At 62.2% G+C, this 18,730-nt stretch carries 8 protein-coding genes; 4 read left to right on the forward strand and 4 right to left on the reverse strand.

Features of this window, described 5'->3' with window-relative positions; translation table 11 throughout:
- Positions 1-60: 60 nt before the first annotated feature.
- Both JY500_RS10455 and JY500_RS10460 read right to left on the reverse strand, forming a co-directional pair.
- Positions 61-8,982, reverse strand: a complete 8,922-nt coding sequence (locus JY500_RS10455; RefSeq protein WP_206256303.1) for a two-partner secretion domain-containing protein — start codon at positions 8,980-8,982, stop codon at positions 61-63.
- A gap of 33 nt (positions 8,983-9,015) precedes the next feature.
- Positions 9,016-10,533, reverse strand: coding sequence for a ShlB/FhaC/HecB family hemolysin secretion/activation protein (locus JY500_RS10460; RefSeq protein ID WP_206256304.1), 1,518 nt, complete (start codon positions 10,531-10,533; stop codon positions 9,016-9,018).
- Between the two features lie 358 nt (positions 10,534-10,891).
- Between JY500_RS10460 and JY500_RS10465 the strand changes: the two genes are divergently transcribed.
- The gene (locus JY500_RS10465; protein ID WP_206256305.1) at positions 10,892-12,412 is read left to right on the forward strand and encodes a caspase family protein; all 1,521 of its coding nucleotides are present in this window, start codon (positions 10,892-10,894) and stop codon (positions 12,410-12,412) included.
- Positions 12,413-12,414: 2 nt separating this feature from the next.
- Here the strand turns inward: JY500_RS10465 and JY500_RS10470 are convergent, their stop codons facing one another.
- A complete protein-coding gene (locus tag JY500_RS10470) occupies positions 12,415-13,023 on the reverse strand; it encodes an OmpA family protein (RefSeq protein ID WP_206256306.1) in 609 nt (202 codons plus the stop codon).
- A gap of 35 nt (positions 13,024-13,058) precedes the next feature.
- A complete protein-coding gene (locus JY500_RS10475; protein WP_206256307.1) occupies positions 13,059-14,075 on the reverse strand; it encodes a class 1 fructose-bisphosphatase in 1,017 nt (338 codons plus the stop codon).
- Positions 14,076-14,341: 266 nt separating this feature from the next.
- Here JY500_RS10475 and JY500_RS10480 point away from each other — a divergent pair, with 266 nt between their 5' ends.
- From JY500_RS10480 to JY500_RS10490, 3 genes are all read left to right on the forward strand, one after another.
- Positions 14,342-16,132 (forward strand): NAD(P)H-dependent oxidoreductase subunit E, encoded by a 1,791-nt coding sequence (locus tag JY500_RS10480; RefSeq protein ID WP_206256308.1) that lies wholly within the window; start codon positions 14,342-14,344, stop codon positions 16,130-16,132.
- Positions 16,122-16,847 carry a 2Fe-2S iron-sulfur cluster-binding protein gene (locus JY500_RS10485; RefSeq protein WP_206256309.1) on the forward strand — a complete coding sequence of 242 codons (726 nt, stop codon included), beginning with the start codon at positions 16,122-16,124 and terminating at the stop codon, positions 16,845-16,847. The genes JY500_RS10480 and JY500_RS10485 overlap by 11 nt, the downstream gene beginning before the upstream one ends.
- A gap of 91 nt (positions 16,848-16,938) precedes the next feature.
- A complete protein-coding gene (locus tag JY500_RS10490; protein ID WP_206256310.1) occupies positions 16,939-18,729 on the forward strand; it encodes an NAD(P)H-dependent oxidoreductase subunit E in 1,791 nt (596 codons plus the stop codon).
- Position 18,730 lies beyond the last annotated feature (1 nt).

Here is an 18,730-nt window from a genome sequence, read left to right on the forward strand (position 1 = left end):
TCACCGACCTGCGTGGCACGGCGCTATCCCGATATTCTGCACGCATGAGGTGCGTTACGACTACTTGCATGACAGCGAATTAGCGTCCGGATCACAAGTTTCTGGACGACGCAGCCCGTCAACGTCGGTTGTGGCGGGGCGGCCGGGGCCCACCTCAGCGATGACGCCACTGCGAAGGCGCCGCGTTACGTTCTCCGTTCGTACCGCATCCTCAATCTTCTGGCGACGTGCATCCTCCGCAATGGCCGATATGGCCGTCAGCGCACCAACAAGGTTCGCCATTTCTGGTTGTGAGCCGTTATAAAAGATCTGTATCTCAGTACTTATATTCGTCCCGTCGTAATACGGGATCTGAGCAGCAGAGCCGCCAGCGAATACAGCAAAGTCTGGTCGGAATGCCCCCTTTGGGGTAAGTGTCACGAACCCACCACGCCCCTCGTCACCGATCTGAATTCGTATCCAATCACCCTGGGAAGGGGACCCGAAACCATGACTCGTGAATGCGGGAAGGAGAATGTCAAAGACCACACCAGGTAACGAGGTGGGCACACCCTGCGCGTTGATATATGGCAGGCGAGCTTTGATTAGTCCGTCCGCGCCTGTCCTCAGACGGGCGCTTGTGATCTTGACGGCGTCCGCGAGCAGGCCTGATGCGGGGGCCGTGAGATCAGCTTTGGGGGAACCCGCAACATTGATCTGGTCTGAGCTGAGCCGGACGAAGCTCACCGGTATTGATTTCGCGGTCTGGCTAAAACGATTGGAATCGCTGTACGATCCGCTGACGGCGGATACGCCGCCGTGTAGGGTGTTCGTTGTCCCTTCGATGTTGATGGAGCCGCCATCGGTGGATCGCAAGGCGAGCAGACTACCCGCGGCAGTATTGATGGACGAGCCCGCCTCTTGTGAGATCGTCGCGCTGTATTCCTGCAAATCGGCCGAACCAAAACGAAGCGTTGGAACACCTGCCTGGGCGGCACGGGCAAGGAGAGTGGGATCAGAGTAGTGGCCCAGTACCGTCGGCGTCGCGTTACTTGTCACCACCAGCGTTCCGCCGTCCAATACCAGGTCGCCGCCAAAGGTGACGACCTGGTCGGCCGTGATGTCGCCGCCCGCGCGTAGATGGACGTCTCCAAGACGCAGCGAATTCGAGCTACGAACTTCTGCGCTGTTCGCGTCGATATTCAGAGCATTGCCCGGTGCGGCCCAACGATTGGCGGTGTTGGTCACAATAACGCTGCCACCGGCGTTCAAGGTCAAAGGACCGTCGCTTACCACTGCGTCTCGAATGACGATGTCGCCCGTCGTACGAACGGACGGGCCAGCGGTTCCAAAAGCGAACTCCGTTTTGTCACCGGCCGAACCCGAGTAATCAGTCGCGACGCTGCCCAGCGCTCCTTCGACTCCCAGGGCGCGCGTGAACCGTGTAACGCCTGCTGTTTCGGCAGTTAGCGACGAGCCGTTAGCACTATTGATGGCGCCGTTGAAAACGATCGACCCCGCTTCCTGGCTGACGAGTCGAGCGTCGCTATTCAGCCAAACGGCCCCATTCCAGTTCTGGTCTCCGCGTGTCGTGATGGACGGCGCTGCAACGTCAATCCGGTCTACTGCGCTAGCTATCAGCGACGTCGGAGCGGCGGTTGCACCGACGGCACCGCTGATCGTAATTCGCGTCGCAGCGTCGAGCATCAAAGCGTGTGGCCCGTCGATTGGCGCACGAACGGCCACTGTATTGGCGCGCACGGCGACATTGCCGCCTAACGTGACCGGACCGTCAAACGTGATCGTGCCAGCTGAGGCGCCGAACGTGTTCGTCAGCACAACAGCAGAGCCGTAGTGTTGCGAGCCACTTGTCTGCACGCCATGCAGGCTCGCGGGGCCCGATACATCGAGCATGGTGAGCGCAGCATTGCTCCCGACCAGACTTGAAAGCTCCGTGGCCTTGGTGCTGTCGAGGGTTAAGCTGCGGCCACCGTCGATTCGATCGGAGAACGAAATTGAGCCGCTGCCAGTGCTAACGGTCGTGTCGCCGGCGAGGGTGGTTGCACCCGTGACCGCAAACGCGTCGTTGCTGGTGGTGTAGCTGCCATCGAGCGTCGTGGCGCCGTTGAGCGCCACATCGCCACCGGCGGAGAGGTTCTTCAGCGCAATGCTGGTGGCCGTGACGCTCACCGCACCGTTGGTGCGGATCGCTTGGGTTGCATTGAAGCTGCCCGCCGAGGCGGTGAGGGTGGTGAGCGGGCTGCTGGCGCCGACCGCGCCGCTGAACGTTGTGCTGCCGGTGTTGGTGGTGCTCAGTGCATGTGCGCCGTCGACAGTGCCGCCGAAGCCGATCGCCCCCGTGCCGGTGGTGACCGTGGTGTCGCCCGCGAGGGTCGTTGCGCCGGTGACGGCAAACGCGTCGTTGCTGGTGGTGTAGCTGCCATCGAGCGTCGCGGCGCCGTTGAGTGCCACATCGCCCCCGGCGGCGAGATTCTTCAGGCCAATGCTCGTCGCCGTAACGCTCACCGCACCGCTGGTGCTGATCGCTTGGGCTGCGTTGAAGCTGCCCGCCGAGGCGGTGAGGGTAGTGAGCGGGCTGCTGCCGCCGACCGTGCCGCTGAAGGTGGTGCTGCCGGTGTTGGTGGTATTCAGTGCATGCGCGCCATCGACCGTGCTGGCAAAGCTGATCGCGCCACTGCCCGTGCTGACGGTCGTGTCGCCAGCGAGGGTTGTTGCACCGTTAACGACAAACGCACCGTTGTTGGTGGTGTAGCTGCCATCGAGCGTCGTGGCGCCGTTGAGCGCCACATCGCCACCGGCGGAGAGGTTCTTCAGCGCAATGCTGGTGGCCGTGACGCTCACCGCACCGTTGGTGCGGATCGCTTGGGTTGCATTGAAGCTGCCCGCCGAGGCGGTGAGGGTAGTGAGCGGGCTGCTGCCGCCGACCGTGCCGCTGAAGGTGGTGCTGCCGGTGTTGGTGGTATTCAGTGCATGCGCGCCATCGACCGTGCTGGCAAAGCTGATCGCGCCACTGCCCGTGCTGACGGTCGTGTCGCCAGCGAGGGTTGTTGCACCGTTAACGACAAACGCACCGTTGTTGGTGGTGTAGCTGCCATCGAGCGTCGTGGCGCCGTTGAGCGCCACATCGCCACCGGCGGAGAGGTTCTTCAGCGCAATGCTGGTGGCCGTGACGCTCACCGCACCGTTGGTGCGGATCGCTTGGGTTGCATTGAAGCTGCCCGCCGCGGCGGTGAGGGTGGTGAGCGGGCTGCTGGCGCCGACCGCGCCGCTGAACGTGGTGCTGCCGGTGTTGGTGGTGCTCAGTGCATGTGCGCCGTCGACCGTGCCGCCGAAGCCGATCGCCCCCGTGCCGGTGGTGACCGTGGTGTCGCCCGCGAGGGTCGTTGCGCCGGTGACGGCAAACGCGTCGTTGCTGGTGGTGTAGCTGCCATCGAGCGTCGTGGCACCGTTGAGCGCCACATTGCCCCCTGCGGTGAGGTTCTTGAGCGCAATGCTGGCGGCTGTGACACGGACCGCACCGCTGGTACTGATCGCTTGGGCTGCATTAAAGCTGCCCGCCGCGGCGGAGAGGGTGGTGAGCGGGGTGCTGCCGCCCACCGCGCCGCTGAAGGTGGTGCTGCCGGTGTTGGTGGTATTCAGTGCATGCGCGCCATCGACCGTGCTGGCAAAGCTGATCGCGCCACTGCCCGTGCTGACGGTCGTGTCGCCAGCGAGGGTGGTCGCACCGTTAACGACAAACGCACCGTTGTTGGTGGTGTAGCTGCCGTCGAGCGTCGTGGCACCGTTGAGCGCCACATTGCCCCCTGCGGTGAGGTTCTTGAGCGCAATGCTGGCGGCTGTGATGCTGACCGCATCGCTGGTGCTGATCGCTTGGGCTGCATCAAAGCTGCCCGCTGCGGCGGAGAGGGTGGTGAGGCGGCTGCTGCCGCCCACCGCGCCGCTGAAGGTGGTGCTGCCGGTGTTGGTGGTATTCAGTGCATGCGCGCCATCGACCGTGCTGGCAAAGCTGATCGCGCCACTGCCCGTGCTGACGGTCGTGTCGCCAGCGAGGGTTGTTGCACCGTTAACGACAAACGCACCGTTGTTGGTGGTGTAGCTGCCATCGAGCGTCGTGGCACCGTTGAGCGCCACATTGCCCCCTGCGGTGAGGTTCTTGAGCGCAATGCTGGCGGCTGTGATGCTGACCGCATCGCTGGTGCTGATCGCTTGGGCTGCATCAAAGCTGCCCGCTGCGGCGGAGAGGGTGGTGAGGCGGCTGCTGCCGCCCACCGCGCCGCTGAAGGTGGTGCTGCCGGTGTTGGTGGTATTCAGTGCATGCGCGCCATCGACCGTGCTGGCAAAGCTGATCGCGCCACTGCCCGTGCTGACGGTCGTGTCGCCAGCGAGGGTTGTTGCACCGTTAACGACAAACGCACCGTTGTTGGTGGTGTAGCTGCCATCGAGCGTCTTGGCACCGTTGAGCGCCACATTGCCCCCTGCGGTGAGGTTCTTGAGCGCAATGCTGGCGGCTGTGATGCTGACCGCACCGCTGGTGCTGATCGCTTGGGCTGCATCAAAGCTGCCCGCCGCGGCGGAGAGGGTGGTGAGCGGGGTGCTCCCGCCTACCGCGCCGCTGAACGTGGTGCTGCCGGTGCCGGTGGTGCTCAGTGCATGCGCGCCGTCGACCGTGCCGCCGAAGCTGATCGCGCCACTGCCCGTGCTGACGGTCGTGTCGCCAGCGAGGGTGGTCGCACCCGTAACGCCGAAATAGCCACCTGTGGTGGTGTAGTTGCCGCTCAGCGCTGCATTTCCGACAATCGAGATCGCGCCGCCGTTCGTCTCGGCGCCAACCAACTGCGTGGTGCCAATGCCATTGCTGGTGAGGCTGGCAAGATTCGTGGCGCCTCCGACGAGCGCAGCGAAAATCTTGTCGAAGTTGCCGTCGAGATTGAGCGCGTAGGCGCCGTCGACCGGTCCGCTGAATGTCAATGTCCCGCTGGCGTTCAACGTGACGTCACCGAGCAGATTTATACAGGGCATGCTGCCACTGGCCGAGAACGTGCCGACTATACTGTCACATCCGCCAATGGCTCCTTCTCGTTTTGCGAAGCCCTTGTCAGCACGGTCCAGCCAGAGAAGTCCTTTAATGGACCCCGAGATGCTCTTGAGGAAGGTCGGTTGCTCAAGCTGCACCGGGTCGTCGTAAGTCTGGTCGTTCGTTGTTGTAACGCTGGCGATATTTGGATAGCTGGTGCCGGCAACGGCCAATTCCGTCAAGCCTCCACCAGTGATGGTGAGGCTCCTGAGTGGCGTCGTTGCGCCGAACGCGCCTCCGACGTGGGTAGTACCGCTGTTCGTGAGCAAAAGCGCATGCGCGCCGTCGACCGTGCCGCCGAAGCGGATCGCGCCACTGCCCGTGCTGACGGTCGTGTCGCCAGCGAGGGTGGTCGCACCCGTAACGCCGAAATAGCCACCCGTGGTGGTGTAGTTGCCGCTCAGCGCTGCATTTCCGACAATCGAGATCGCGCCGCCGTTCGTCTCGGCGCCAACCAACTGCGTGGTGCCAATGCCATTGCTGGTGAGGCTGGCAAGATTCGTGGCGCCTCCGACGAGCGCAGCGAAAGTCTTGTCGAAGTTGCCGTCGAGATTGAGCGCGTAGGCGCCGTCGACCGGTCCGCTGAATGTCAATGTCCCGCTGGCGTTCAACGTGACGTCACCGAGCAGATTTATACAGGGCATGCTGCCACTGGCCGAGAACGTGCCGACTATACTGTCACATCCGCCAATGGCTCCTTCTCGTTTTGCGAAGCCCTTGTCAGCACGGTCCAGCCAGAGAAGTCCTTTAATGGACCCCGAGATGCTCTTGAGGAAGGTCGGTTGCTCAAGCTGCACCGGGTCGTCGTAAGTCTGGTCGTTCGTTGTTGTAACGCTGGCGATATTTGGATAGCTGGTGCCGGCAACGGCCAATTCCGTCAAGCCTCCACCAGTGATGGTGAGGCTCCTGAGTGGCGTCGTTGCGCCGAACGCGCCTCCGACGTGGGTAGTACCGCTGTTCGTGAGCAAAAGCGCATGCGCGCCGTCGACCGTGCCGCCGAAGCGGATCGCACCACTGCCCGTGCTGACGGTCGTGTCGCCAGCGAGGGTGGTCGCACCCGTAACGCCGAAGTAGCCACCTGTGGTGGTGTAATTGCCACTCAGGGTTGCATCGCCTTGCAGTGCTATATCCCCACCGGCAGCGAGGTTCTTGAGGCGAATGCTCGTGCCAGTGAGACTCGCCGTACCGCTGGTACTGATCGCTTGAGCCGCATTGAGGCTGCCCGCCGAGGCGGTGAGAGCGGTAAGCGGGCTGCTGGCGCCAACCGTGCCGCTGAAAATGGTGCCGCCGGTGTTGGTCGTGCTCAGCGCATACGCGCCATCGACTGTGCTGCCGAAGCTGATCGCGCCGCTCCCCGTGCTAACAGAACTGGCGCCGGCGAGAGTGGTTGCACCTGTAACGCCAAAATCGCCACCGGTTGTCGAGTATGCGCCTTGTAGCGTCGCCGGCCCGCCGATAGCAATCGCGCCCGATGCGCTCACGCCGCGCGCGTCCACGGGGCCTGTTACGGAAAGGCTGCCGAGCCGGGTACTGAGACCTACGCCTGCACCAAAGCTTGTACCAGCAGATGAGATGGTGGAAAGGGACTGCGCACCATCCACCGAACCGTCAAAAATGATGGCCCCACTGCCCGTGTTGATCGTTGTTGCACCCGTCAGGGTTGTCGCACCGAAAACGCTAAATGAGTCATTCGACGTTGCGATAGCCCCCGTCAGACTGACTGCACCGGTTAGTGTGATGTCACCACCGGTCGAGATGCTATTGGCGCTGATGTCAATTGCGGTAACGCTTAACGCACCACTTGTGGTGATGGTTTGCGCTGCATTGACGATGCCAGCGCTGACGGTCAGGCTGCGCAGGGGGGTGCTGTTGCCGACGGCTCCAACGAATGAGGTACTCGCGCTGTTCGATGTGCTCAGTAAATGGGCGCCATTCACCGTGCCGCTGAACGTGATCGCGCCAGACCCCGCAGTGATCGACGTGTCGCCGCCCAACCTAACCGCGCCACCCGCGGAGAAATCGCCGTCACCCGTTGTGTAGACGCCGTTGAGTGTCGCAATGCCGTTAAATGCTTGGGCGCCGTTGGTTTTGACCCCGAGTGCATTGGTTGCGCCACTCACCGTAAGGCTGGATAGCGGGGTCGTGCCTCCAACCGCCTCGGAGAAGGTGGCAGTTCCGGAGGTGTTAATGGCCAGTGCGTATGCGCCGTCGACCTTCCCAAAACTCGCCCCACTTTGGGCTGTGATTGTGACGTCCTTTAGAAGGCTCGTTGGGGCGCTCGCAGTAAAACTTCCATTCTTAAGATCAATCGTTGAGTTATTGAGCCGGATGCCTCCCGTTCCGCTTTGCAGCGTCAGATTGAGCCGCGTTGTGTCAGTTTCACCGGAAATTTTTCCATTAAGAATGACGCTTCCTGCTGCATCCAGAACTAGCCGCCCGTTATCGCCGGTGCGTGTGTATTTGAGATCCGCTGTCAGGATGATGTCGCCATTCTCGGCGGCAGGGCCACTACCAACGGTCGTGACCTTAACAGTAGTCCCCGCGTCGAGAGCCCCGACAATTTTGTCGACGCCAATTTGCGAGCCCGTCGCTGACGGGCTGAACGGCGACGAGCCTGTCGCGTTGGTAACACTGTCTCCAGGCACGATCTCGATGTTGAGCGGGTCGATCAACCAGCTTCCGCCAACGCCCGCATTTGGTGTGCCCGCAATATCGAGATGGCCCGCGGAGGACGTCTCAATAAAGCCGCCGGATTTACCCTGTGTTCTGAGTGCGCCGCCCACGTAGGTGCTTCGATTTGACCAAACGACAAGCGATCCACCAGCACCGAAGTCGCTGCCGTCTGCTCGCAGCAATGCGCCATCCGCAATATGGACTTGCTCGGCGTTCTCTATCGAGCGATCGGACCCGCGGATCCCGCCGCCGATCCGGATAGCTCCGCCCCTTACCCCAGAACCGTCGAGTTTGGCAGAGGCGTCGATCAACACCTTCTCGCTCGTGACGCTTATGTCGCCGCCACGGCCCTGCGATGACCTGGCATCGAGGGTTCCGGCCACGCGGGTGATGCCGGACGGACCACCATCCAGCACAATTCGACCGCTCTTCTGTCCGATCCCACGCGCCTGAACTATGCCCTCCATGTTCAGGACGGTGTCAGACAGCACTGCTCGTGCCTTTGCCTGCAGGCTGACCGAACCACCATCAGCCTGTATGCGCCCGAGTTGTTCGATGCGAGGCGCCAGTGCGCCACTTTCGACGCGGAAGGCCATCAATCCGTCGCCGTCAACATCCACGAGTACTGTGTCACCAGCGATCAAGCCAACGCTCGCCCCGTCAGCCCGCAAGTTGCCTTGGTTCGCGACGGTCGGCGCTATCAACGCGATCCCGCCGGAGCCGGCGGTGATGGCCCCTTCATTGCGGACAACGCCAGCGCTGCCATCTTTGGTGAAGCGCAGTCGATTTGCGAGGAAGTCTTGTGTCGAGAGCGACAGCGTTGATGCAACCAGCCCACCAACGTCGACACGAGCATTGCGGCCAAACACGATGCCGTTTGGGTTAACGAGGAATACGCGACCGTTGGCTTTGAGGTCACCCAGCAGTTGGCTCGGATCCATGCCGAGAACGCGATTGAGGACGACGGCACTAGACGAGGGCTGGGCAAACTCCACTGACTCTCCCGCGCCGATGCCGAAACTCCGCCAGTTGATGACCGCCTTGTCGGTGGTCTGACGGACTGTCAAGGCGTTGGGCGCAGCACTCTTGATTGCCGCCTGCCCCGTTTCCACAACGGGATCTGTGGGCAGTGCGTACGCCACGTCGCAACCGAGCAGCGCTATCGCAATCGCGTTCGCAAGGATCGTTCGACGAGGCAGCGTGATAGTGCGGCGAGCGTTGGGGTTGTTTGCCATCGTGCTTGAGCCTTGGTCGGTTGGCGAACGGGATCAGAATGCTTGCGTTGCAACGAAGTAGAAGCGTGGCAGACGGTCTGCCGAGTCACTGGTGCCCGGCCCGGTCGCCCGCCAGGCTACTGACGCGCGAACCGTGCTGCGCTGCGGTCGTTCCCAGGTCAGGCCAAGGCCGCCACCGGCGAGGTAGACCGAATTGTCGAACCCGTGCGGCTGCCTGGAAACGTCGTGCCTCAACTTAGCGTAGCCCCAGTCACCAAAGGCCGACAGCGAAAGTTCGCGTGCGATATAGAACCATTGCGGTGGCGGGAGAAAGCGGAATTCCAAGGTCCCGACGTGCGCACTGTCGCCGGCCCCTTCGCCTGGTGCATAGGCGCGTACGCCAGACTCACCACCGAGGCTGAAACGCTCTGTTGAGTCCAGGTTCGCGAATGCAACCTGCCCGTTGTATCGTGCGAAAAGCAGAAGCCGATTGGGAATGATGGCTTGAAGGCGTGATGCAGAAAGACCGAGCTTTGTGAAGCTTCGATGATTGTCGAGCCCCTCGGCTGGGTTCTCAGGCACCACCTTCCCGCTGGCAAGCAATGCGCTGAATGACATGATGCCGCCGCCGAGCAACAGGTCTCGCGAGTCGCCCGCGAGGCCCGTCCACACCAAGCGCGTTTGCTTCCGGCTCTCGATATCAAGGGCGGTCTGGCTATCGACGAAGTCTTTGCGGTCCCAGCCTAGTTGCGCAAACAGATTGAGGTTGCGCCCACGCACCACGGGATAGAGCGCGAACAGGGAATACGCGTCGGTGGTGCCCGTCAGCCCCAGCGGGAAGTCGTCCTCGTTCAGGCGATAGCGCATGTGCGATAGCGACACGCCGAGCTTGAAGCCGTAACGGGACACCGGCACCGTATAGTTCAACAGCCCGAATCCAAGACCGCCGGTTTGCGACACCATGCCGTTCAAAGAGAGTCCGTCGCCAAGCCCCAGCGGGCTCATCACCGATCCGCCGATACCGAGCCGATACTCGCCGGAATAGCGCGACCCCAGGTTGTCCAGCGTGACCTGGCCGGTGTAGCGCGCGTCCGGCTCCGGTATGACCACCAAGGTGGCAGTGCCCGGAAGACGACCGGACTTGACCTCGAAACGAGCACTCCCGCCGAGCAAATCATTAAGAACGAAAACGAGGCGTTCGACGTCGCGCACCTTGATGATGGCACCCGGCTGGATCGCCGCCAGGTGCGACTCAATGACGCTCTGGCGAATCAGACTCTTGCGATTCCAGTCAAGTGTGATCTGGTCAAGACGCCCCTCCATGACCGCAATTTCGATGATCCCGTCTTTCGGCGTCTGTTCCGGAAGGTAGGCGTAGCCAAGGTAATAGCCGAGTTCGCTTTGCAGATACTCGGTGGCGGCAGCGGCTGCGTTTGAGATGTCCTCATAGCTGCGTGCACTGCCCGAAAATTGCTGAAGCAGCTGCTCAAGCTCTTGCGGGTTTGCCTCGGTCAAGCCGGTGACCTTGTAACCGCGCACATCAATCCGCATGTCTTCCGCCGGCTTGCCCAACTCACGAGTCGGCGCCGCAGGCGCAGTCGGTGGCTTGGCCTCGTCCTCGCGCTGCGGGGCTGCCTGTTCCAAGTCGCGCTTGAGCTCTTCGATTCGGGGGACGACGGGCCGAATGGGCGCTGTCTGTGCATGGGCGCTACCGACGACAGTCAGCAAGAGAAGCAGAGCCAAACGGCGTGCAGCGAGCGGCCAGGGCATCTTGTGTTCGGTGCAGTGCGGACTAAGCAGGTGACGCAATCGGAAACCTCGTTTGCTCGTTGCCGCACTTCCGAAACCGGGCGGTGAACCCTGCCTGCGACCGGAAACACTGGGCTGATCTGCAACATCTCAGCCGTCTGCCTATGCAGCAGAACAGATCTTGCCGGGCATCAAGGCGACAGCACGAGAACAATGCCACGGATATTTGCGAAGTATGCCGTCGGCAGGCGGTGATGTGTGTGCAGCGTTACGCATCCTGCAAGATTATTGGCCGCCAACTTGCTCTGGTGATGGTGTTCTTGTGCCTACAATCCAGGCTCATCGAAACACTGGATCGCCCTCAATGCGCCGTACATCCGCCACGCTGTCGATCTCGCGCCGCCACTTTCTTGCGCTGCCCTTGCTCGCAGCGGCCACTCGGCTTGGCGCAACACAGGGTCAGAAGCGCCTGGCGCTGGTTGTGGGTAACCACCTGTACCCCGATCCGTTTGATTTGCCACCGATTCCGAAGAACATTCGCGACGTTAGTGCTGCGCTCGAACTACGCGGCTTTCAGGTCGCGACGGCCGCCGATCTGGTTACACCCGCCTTTCTTGGTGCTATCCGTGATTTCGCGAATCGCGTGCGGACGGCGGGCCCAGATGCTGTGGCGCTGTTCTTCTTCTCAGGACATGGCGTGCAGGTGGAGGCCGAAAATCTGTTGCTGTCGGCGGGGCTCAATCCAGCGAGTGCAGCGCGCGATCTGTTGGGGCAGGCAATCCGGCTGCGGCGGGATGTTCTGGACATCTTGCCGCAGCGGCCGGAGGGTTTGACCATGGCCGTCATCGATGCGTGCCGGACGTCGATCAGTTCGGTTACGCGGGACACAGATGGTCTCAATCAGATCGAGCCACCGCCTGGCGCGCTAGTTGCCTTCGCCACCGGTGCTGGACGCCCGGCGATCTCACCGGTCGATCCAGCGCAGAACACTTTCTACACAGGCTCGTTCGTCAAGGTTTTGAAGCAAGCGCCGGACGACGTGTCGTTCTCCGACTTCTTCCGCATGGTCAAGACCGATGTGACGCGAACGATGGAGAGCCATCCTGTGCGCGCCATACGACAGATCGCGCAGATCCCGTATATCGCGGAGAACACCCGTCAACGTACGCGCCTGGGCCTTGGGACGGAGACTGTACCGATGGCTGCGGACGAGCAGGGCGCTTGGGCGGAGGTTGAGGCGGCGACGTGGCCAGCCGACGTGATCAGTCGCGCGGAGAATTACCTGCGCGCCTACCCAGAGGGGCGCTTTGCCGCAAGCGCAACGGTTGCGCGCGATGGTGCTCGCGAAGCAGCAACGGCGCTGGGCGCGCGTGATGTACGGTTGTATCGCAGTGCGTTCGCGACCGACGTCGGTGACAGTGATTACCGCAGCGATCTCGGCAAGGTTGTTCGCGGCGACAAGGACGCTGCCGCGCGCATCGGGCGCATGTATCGCGATGGAACGCACCGCATCGCGGCAGATTTGAAGCGCTGGGAGGGTTGGCTGCAGTTGGCCGTGGAGCTTGGCAACGGTATTGCAAGTTATGAGTTGGCCCTGCATTACCGTGCGACGGATCAGCCCCATCTCGCATCGCGCTACGAGGGGCGGGCGAGGGCGCTCGGTTTCACGCCGCCGCCCACGCTCGACAATACCCGGAAGTAGCCTTACTGCTGGCGGCCGATCTCAACACGGCGGTTTTCGCCGCCGGCAGGATCTTTCGGATTGCGCAACTTCTTCGATCCCATGCCGGCCGCTTCGAGCTGCCCCGGCTGCGCGCCCTTTGCGATCAAGTAGCTACGCACCGCTTGTGCGCGGCGGAACGAGAGTTTGTCATTGAGTGCATCAGGGCCGGTAATGTCCGTGTGCCCTTCGATCACGATCTTGTAGCTCGTATCGGTCTTGGTCTTGAGTACTTCTGCAAACGCGTCGAGCTGGTTCTTGAGTTGATCGCTGAGTTCGGAAGAGCCGCGCGCGAAGGAGGCGCCGGGCAATGAAAAGCGCACCGCGGGCTTGAAGCCCATGCACTTGAATCCGCTCGCCTCGAGTTCCTTGCAGGTGTCTTCGGGGAACAACCCCTCAGCCACGGTTTTAGCGTCCGGCACTCGGGTCCCGAGGTCGATGACCTCCTCTGCATAGGCGCCAGAAACATGAAGCAGCATGCACGCCAGCAAGGAGGGGGCAAGACGGCGGAGTTTCGATGACATTGGGAATTCCTGCTGTGTTGGGTGGTTTCGTTTGCACGTTAGCCCAGCAGGAATTTCTGTCAAGCTCATGGATCACGCTCTGCCGTGGGCACCAGGCTCGCGCGTCAACTGCCAGGCAACATCTCTTCGTAGTAGCGCACCAAGCGCTCGACTTCCGACCGCGACCCCATCACCACCGGGATCCGTTGATCCAACGCGTCGGGCTGCACGTCGAGGATGCGGCCGGTCCCGGTCGATGCCATCCCGCCGGCCTGTTCCACAATCATCGCCATCGGGCTCGCCTCGTATAGCAGCCGCAGCCGCCCAGGTTTGGTCGGATCGCGTTTGTCCTTCGGGTAGATGAAAACGCCTCCGCGCGTGATCAAGCGGTGCATGTCGGCGACCATCGATGCCACCCATCGCATGTTGAAATCCTTGCCGCGAGGCCCATCCTTACCAGCCAGCAACTCGTCGATATATCGCTTGATCGGTGCATCCCAGAGCCGGGCGTTGGAGTGGTTGATTGCGAACTCCTTCGTCTCGGCTGGAATCTGCATATCCCGCTGTGTCAGGAACCAGGTACCGAACTCGCGATCGAGCGTAAAACCGACGACGCCGGCGCCAACGGTCAGCACCAACAGCGTCTGGGGACCATAAAGGGCGTAGCCCGCGGCGTGCTGGCGGGCTCCTGGTTGCAGGAAGGCCTTGGTATCCGGCGTCTGCCCCTCAGGGCAGTGAAGCACGGAGAAGATGGTTCCGACGGAAACGTTGTATTCCAGGTTGTTCGTGGCATCGAGCGGATTGAACACCAGCAGGTATTCACCCTTCGGATAGCGATTCGGGATGACGTAGGGTTCGCTCATGGTGTCCGACGCCATCGCCGCGAGGTGGCCACCCCATTCGTTGGACATCAGCAGGATTTCATTGGCCACCTGGTGAATCGGCTCGGTGTGCGGTGGCACTTCGTCGTCCGACCCGTACCCGGCGCCGATCGTGCTTGAAATGTTGGCTTTGCCGACATTGACACTGATCGCGCGAACAGCGCGAGCAACCACTTCAATCAACAGTCGCAGATCGGCTGTGATGACATTGCGGTCCCGCTGTTGTTCGAGCAGGTATTGCGTGAGCGTGATGCGTTCCATCGTGTCCCCCATCCCCATGCGTCATGACGGGCCCCGCGATTCCCCCGAATCCTGCTGGCGCCCCGGTTGATTAGCGCCAGTATGTCGTTTCGTTGCCTGGCGCAATAGTGGGGATCCCCCGAGGTGCGGCGACCATTCCTGGCGATGCCAACCTTTGCGACTGCCTGCTGGCCCGATTTCCCTGACGCCGCGCAAAAGCACCGCTCACCCGGCGCCTAGAATGAACTGTAGCCCGACGCTGCCGGGCATACGTGCGGAGGAAAGCGATGCCGCTGTCGTCCAGCCTGGATCGGGTGCTTGCAAGAATATCTGCACGCTACCAAGACGATCCGTACCAGTTGCTGCAAATGCTGCGCGCGGTGCAGGCTTCGTACTCGCACGTGCCGCAGGCGGCGATGCAGTTCTTTGCGCGCCACTTGGGCGTGCCGCTCTCCCAAGTCCAGGGCGTGGTGGAGTTCTACGCCTTCCTGCATGAGACGCCCCGCGGCCGCTACGACATCCGCTTTTCGGACAACATCACCGACCAGATGCTCGGCGCCCGCACGCTGATGCAGCGACTGTGCGAGCGGCTGGGCGAGCGGCTGGGCGTTTCCGCCGGTGTGCCCCGCGGCGATGGCGCGGTCACCGTGGATCTCACCTCGTGTACCGGCATGAGCGATCAGGGACCGGCGGCCTTGGTCAACGGATTGGCCGTGACGCGGCTCGACGCGGCCCGCATCGATGAGATGGCCGACCTGGTTGATGCGGGGATCGCACTGGAAGCCTGGCCCCGTGATTGGTTTGCGGTGCGCGACAACATTCGGCACCCGGGCCCGATGCTGGAACTGGCGATGGCGCCTGGCGCGGCATTGAAGGCTGCTGTCGCAAGAGGGGCCGCCAGCACTTTGACCGAATTGGCGCATTCGGGTCTGCGCGGGCGTGGTGGAGCGGGCTACCTGACAGCACACAAGTGGCGCTTCTGCCTTGAGGCACCGGGCGTTCAGCGCTTCGTGGTGTGTAACGCGGATGAGGGCGAGCCCGGTACCTTCAAGGACCGCGTGTTGCTGACACGCTTTGCGGACGAGCTCTTCGAGGGCATGGCGCTGGCCGGATTCGTGGTTGGCGCACGCCAGGGCTTTCTCTACCTTCGCGGTGAGTATGAGTACATGTTGCCGCATCTCGAATCCGTACTTGAGCGGCGCAGGGAAGAAGGGCTGCTTGGCAGCAATGTGATTGGCGCTGGCTTCGACTTTGACATTGCGATTCACCTTGGGGCCGGCGCTTACATCTGCGGCGAGGAGTCGGCACTGATCGAATCGCTCGAGGGCAAACGGGGCCAGGCGCGAGTGCGGCCGCCATTCCCGGCTGTTCGGGGCTATGCCGACAAGCCAACCGTCGTGAATAACGTACAAACGTTCATCCAGGCAGCGCAAATCTCCGCGATGGGGGCGCCATGGTTCTCGTCGCTGGGCACGGAAAAGTCACGCGGTACGGTGCTGTTATCCATCTCCGGTGATGTGCCGCGCCGCGGCATCTTCGAGTATCCATTCGGCGTCACGATCAGCGAAGTGCTGGCGGATTGCGGCGCCACCGCGGTGCAGGCGATTCAGATCGGTGGGCCGTCGGGCCACCTTATTGGCGCAAGTGAATTCGGGCGCCGCATCGCGTTTGAAGACATGCCCACGACGGGTTCGCTGATGGTGTTTGACTGGAGTCGCGACGTGATCGCCGTGGTGCAGAACTTCGCGCGCTTCTTCCAGCACGAGTCATGCGGTTTCTGCACACCATGCCGTGTCGGCACGACGGTTCTCCGGCAACTGGTGGACAAAGTGGCCGACGGCCACGCGAGCGCAGCAGACCTTGTCGAGATTGAAGGTGCCGGCCGGGTGACGCGCGCACTGAGCCATTGCGGGCTCGGGCAGACCGCACCGAATCCGGTGTTGGACGCGCTGACACGCTTTCGTCCTGCGTTCGAAGCCCGCTTGACCAGCGCAAACGGCGATCCGGGTTTTGATCTGGATGCTGAGCTCAGCGAAGCGCGGCAGATGCGCGGCAAGGAGATGCAACATGGCGGATAAGGGCCACTTTTGGTTCGACGGCGCGCCGACTCCGTTCGTCGCGGGGCAGACGATCATCCAGGCTGCAGCGGCAGCAGGGCACTACATTCCGCACCTGTGCTATCGCCCGGAGTTTCCACCGCACGGCTCGTGCAAGCTGTGCTCGGTCAAAGCCAACGGAAAGTTCACCTCGGCCTGCTTCGAGCCGGTCACCGAAGGCATGAAGGTGGAGAGCGAGACGCCGGAGATCCAGGGCTATCGCAAACGCGTGGTGCAAATGCTCTTTGCAGAAGGCAACCATTACTGCCCGTTCTGCCAGCAAAGCGGCAATTGCCAGTTGCAAGCAGTCGCCTACCACCTTGGCATGGAAGACACGCACTACGCGCATCAGTACCCACGGCGCGAGCTTGATGCCTCACACCCGGACACGATGATCGATCACGACCGCTGCATCCTGTGCGAGCTGTGTGTGCGAGCTAGCCGTGATGTGGACCACAAAGAGGTGTTCGGGGTGTCCGGGCGGGGCATTCACGCGCGCCTGGTCGTCAATAGCGCAACCGGGCTGCTCGGCGATTCACGCTTCTCGGCGAGTGATGTGGCGGCGCAGGTGTGCCCAGTGGGGGCGATCGTGCCCAAGCGGGCAGCTTTTGCGGTACCGATTGGTCAGCGTCGCTACGATCACCATGACATTGGCGAATCCGGCGACGCACCACCAAGCGCAACCAGCCCGGAGTGAACCGCGATCCGGCAGGTTGACGCCGGACAAGAGCGCAGTCGTCCATGAGGGGTATCAATTCGCATAGCGAAACCAACCCACGGGACACGACATGGCTTCCCCCCTCGGTCAGTCCACAACGCTGCACGACATTGCAGCGCGTCACCTCCATGCGCGCCATCGTCTTCTGCAAATGCTGCGCGAAGTCCAGGCGACGCGCTCGTATGTACCGGAAGAGGCAATCCAGTTCTTCGCGCATGTGCTCAATTTGCCAATCGCCCGTGTACGCGGTTGCGTCGAGTTCTATAGCTTCCTGCACACCACACCGCGCGGTCAGTTCGACGTTTATTTCAGCGACTCAGTTACCGACCGCATGGCTGGCAGCCAGATTGTGGCAAAGCGCCTTGCTGAGCGGCTGGGCGTGACGTTTGACAAGCCGCGGCCAGACGGGCGCGTTACGGTGTCACTGACTTCATGCACCGGGCACTGCGAACAGGCGCCGGCCGGCTTGGTGAATGGCCGCGTCTTCACGCGGATGACCGAGGCGCGCATCGAGAAGATGGCCTCGCTGATTGAGCACAGGGTGCCGGTCAGCGAGTGGCCCGCCGACTGGTTTCACGTCGACGACGGAATTCGCGAGCGCGGCATCACGCTCGATACGTTCATCCCGCCGGGTGAGGCGATTCGCACTGCGCTCGCTCGCGGCCTCCCCGCGACGCTCGACGAAGTCGAACATTCCGGACTCCAAGGGCGCGGCGGTGCAGGCTTCCCGGTTGGGCGTAAGTGGCGCGGCGCCTATGAAATGAAGGGCACCCATTACATCACCTGCAACGCCGACGAAGGCGAGCCCGGTACCTTCAAGGACCGCGTGCTGCTGGCCAAGTACGCCGACGAATTGTTCGAAGGCATGACGATTGCCGGACTGCTTGTGGGCGCCAAGAAGGGCTATGTGTACGTACGCGGTGAGTACGAATACATGATGGAGGGCTTGCAGACCGTGCTCGCCGAGCGCCGCGCAGCCGGGCTGTTGGGCGACAACGTGTGTGAGAGTGGGCTGGATTTCGACCTGCGCATCCACCTTGGGGCGGGTGCCTATGTATGCGGGGAACAGTCTGCGCTGCTCGAATCGCTGGAAGGCAAACGCGGCATTCCGCGCGTACGGCCCCCGTCTGCAGTGAAGATTGGTCTCTTCGGTCAATCAACCATCAACAACAACGTTGAGTCCTTCGTGCAGGCGGCGCAGATCGCCTGGAAGGGCGCAGAGTGGTTCTCCAGCCATGGGGAGGCCAAATCGCGCGGCACCAAGTTGCTGTCGGTTGCCGGCGATTGCATGCGCCCGGGTATCTATGAACTGCCACTTGGGACCACCGTTCGGGAGTTGCTCGCACGCTGCGGCGGGGAGAACGCCAAAGCGGTGCAGGTAGGCGGCCCAGCGGGTACCTGCGTCGGGCGCGATGAGTTCGACCGCCGCGTGAGCTACGCCGACCTCGCCACGGGTGGCAGCATCATGGTCTTCAATGACTTGCGCGACATGGTGGACGTGGCGCGGCAGTTCGCACACTTCTTTGCCCATGAGTCATGCGGCTTCTGTACGCCATGCCGCGTTGGCACCCAGATGCTCAAGCACTACGCCGACAAGATTGCGGACGGGCAGGGCACCAAACGCGACCTTGAACAGGTGCGATCGCTCTGCGACTTCGTCAAGGGCTACTCGCATTGCGGCCTCGGAGAAACCGCGCCGAATACCTTGCTCGACACCATGAAGAGCTTCCCAGAGGAATACTCCAGTCGGCTATTGGCCGAGGCGGACTTCGTGCCCGATTTCGATCTGGATGCCTCGGTGACCGAGTCGCGTGCGCTGACCGGGCGGCAGGATCAACTTGACCAGATTCACAGCGATTGAG

The organism is Niveibacterium microcysteis (assembly GCF_017161445.1).
GTDB classification, from domain to species: Bacteria; Pseudomonadota; Gammaproteobacteria; order Burkholderiales; family Rhodocyclaceae; genus Niveibacterium; species Niveibacterium microcysteis.

Excerpts from the sequence above, each read along its gene's own strand:
- JY500_RS10455 (WP_206256303.1), bottom strand. The coding sequence starts at position 8,982 with ATGGCAAACAACCCCAACGCTCGCCGCACTATCACGCTGCCTCGTCGA.
- JY500_RS10470 (WP_206256306.1), bottom strand. The coding sequence starts at position 13,023 with ATGAGCTTGACAGAAATTCCTGCTGGGCTAACGTGCAAACGAAACCAC.
- JY500_RS10475 (WP_206256307.1), bottom strand. The coding sequence starts at position 14,075 with ATGGAACGCATCACGCTCACGCAATACCTGCTCGAACAACAGCGGGAC.
- JY500_RS10480 (WP_206256308.1), top strand. The coding sequence starts at position 14,342 with ATGCCGCTGTCGTCCAGCCTGGATCGGGTGCTTGCAAGAATATCTGCA.
- JY500_RS10485 (WP_206256309.1), top strand. The coding sequence starts at position 16,122 with ATGGCGGATAAGGGCCACTTTTGGTTCGACGGCGCGCCGACTCCGTTC.
- JY500_RS10490 (WP_206256310.1), top strand. The coding sequence starts at position 16,939 with ATGGCTTCCCCCCTCGGTCAGTCCACAACGCTGCACGACATTGCAGCG.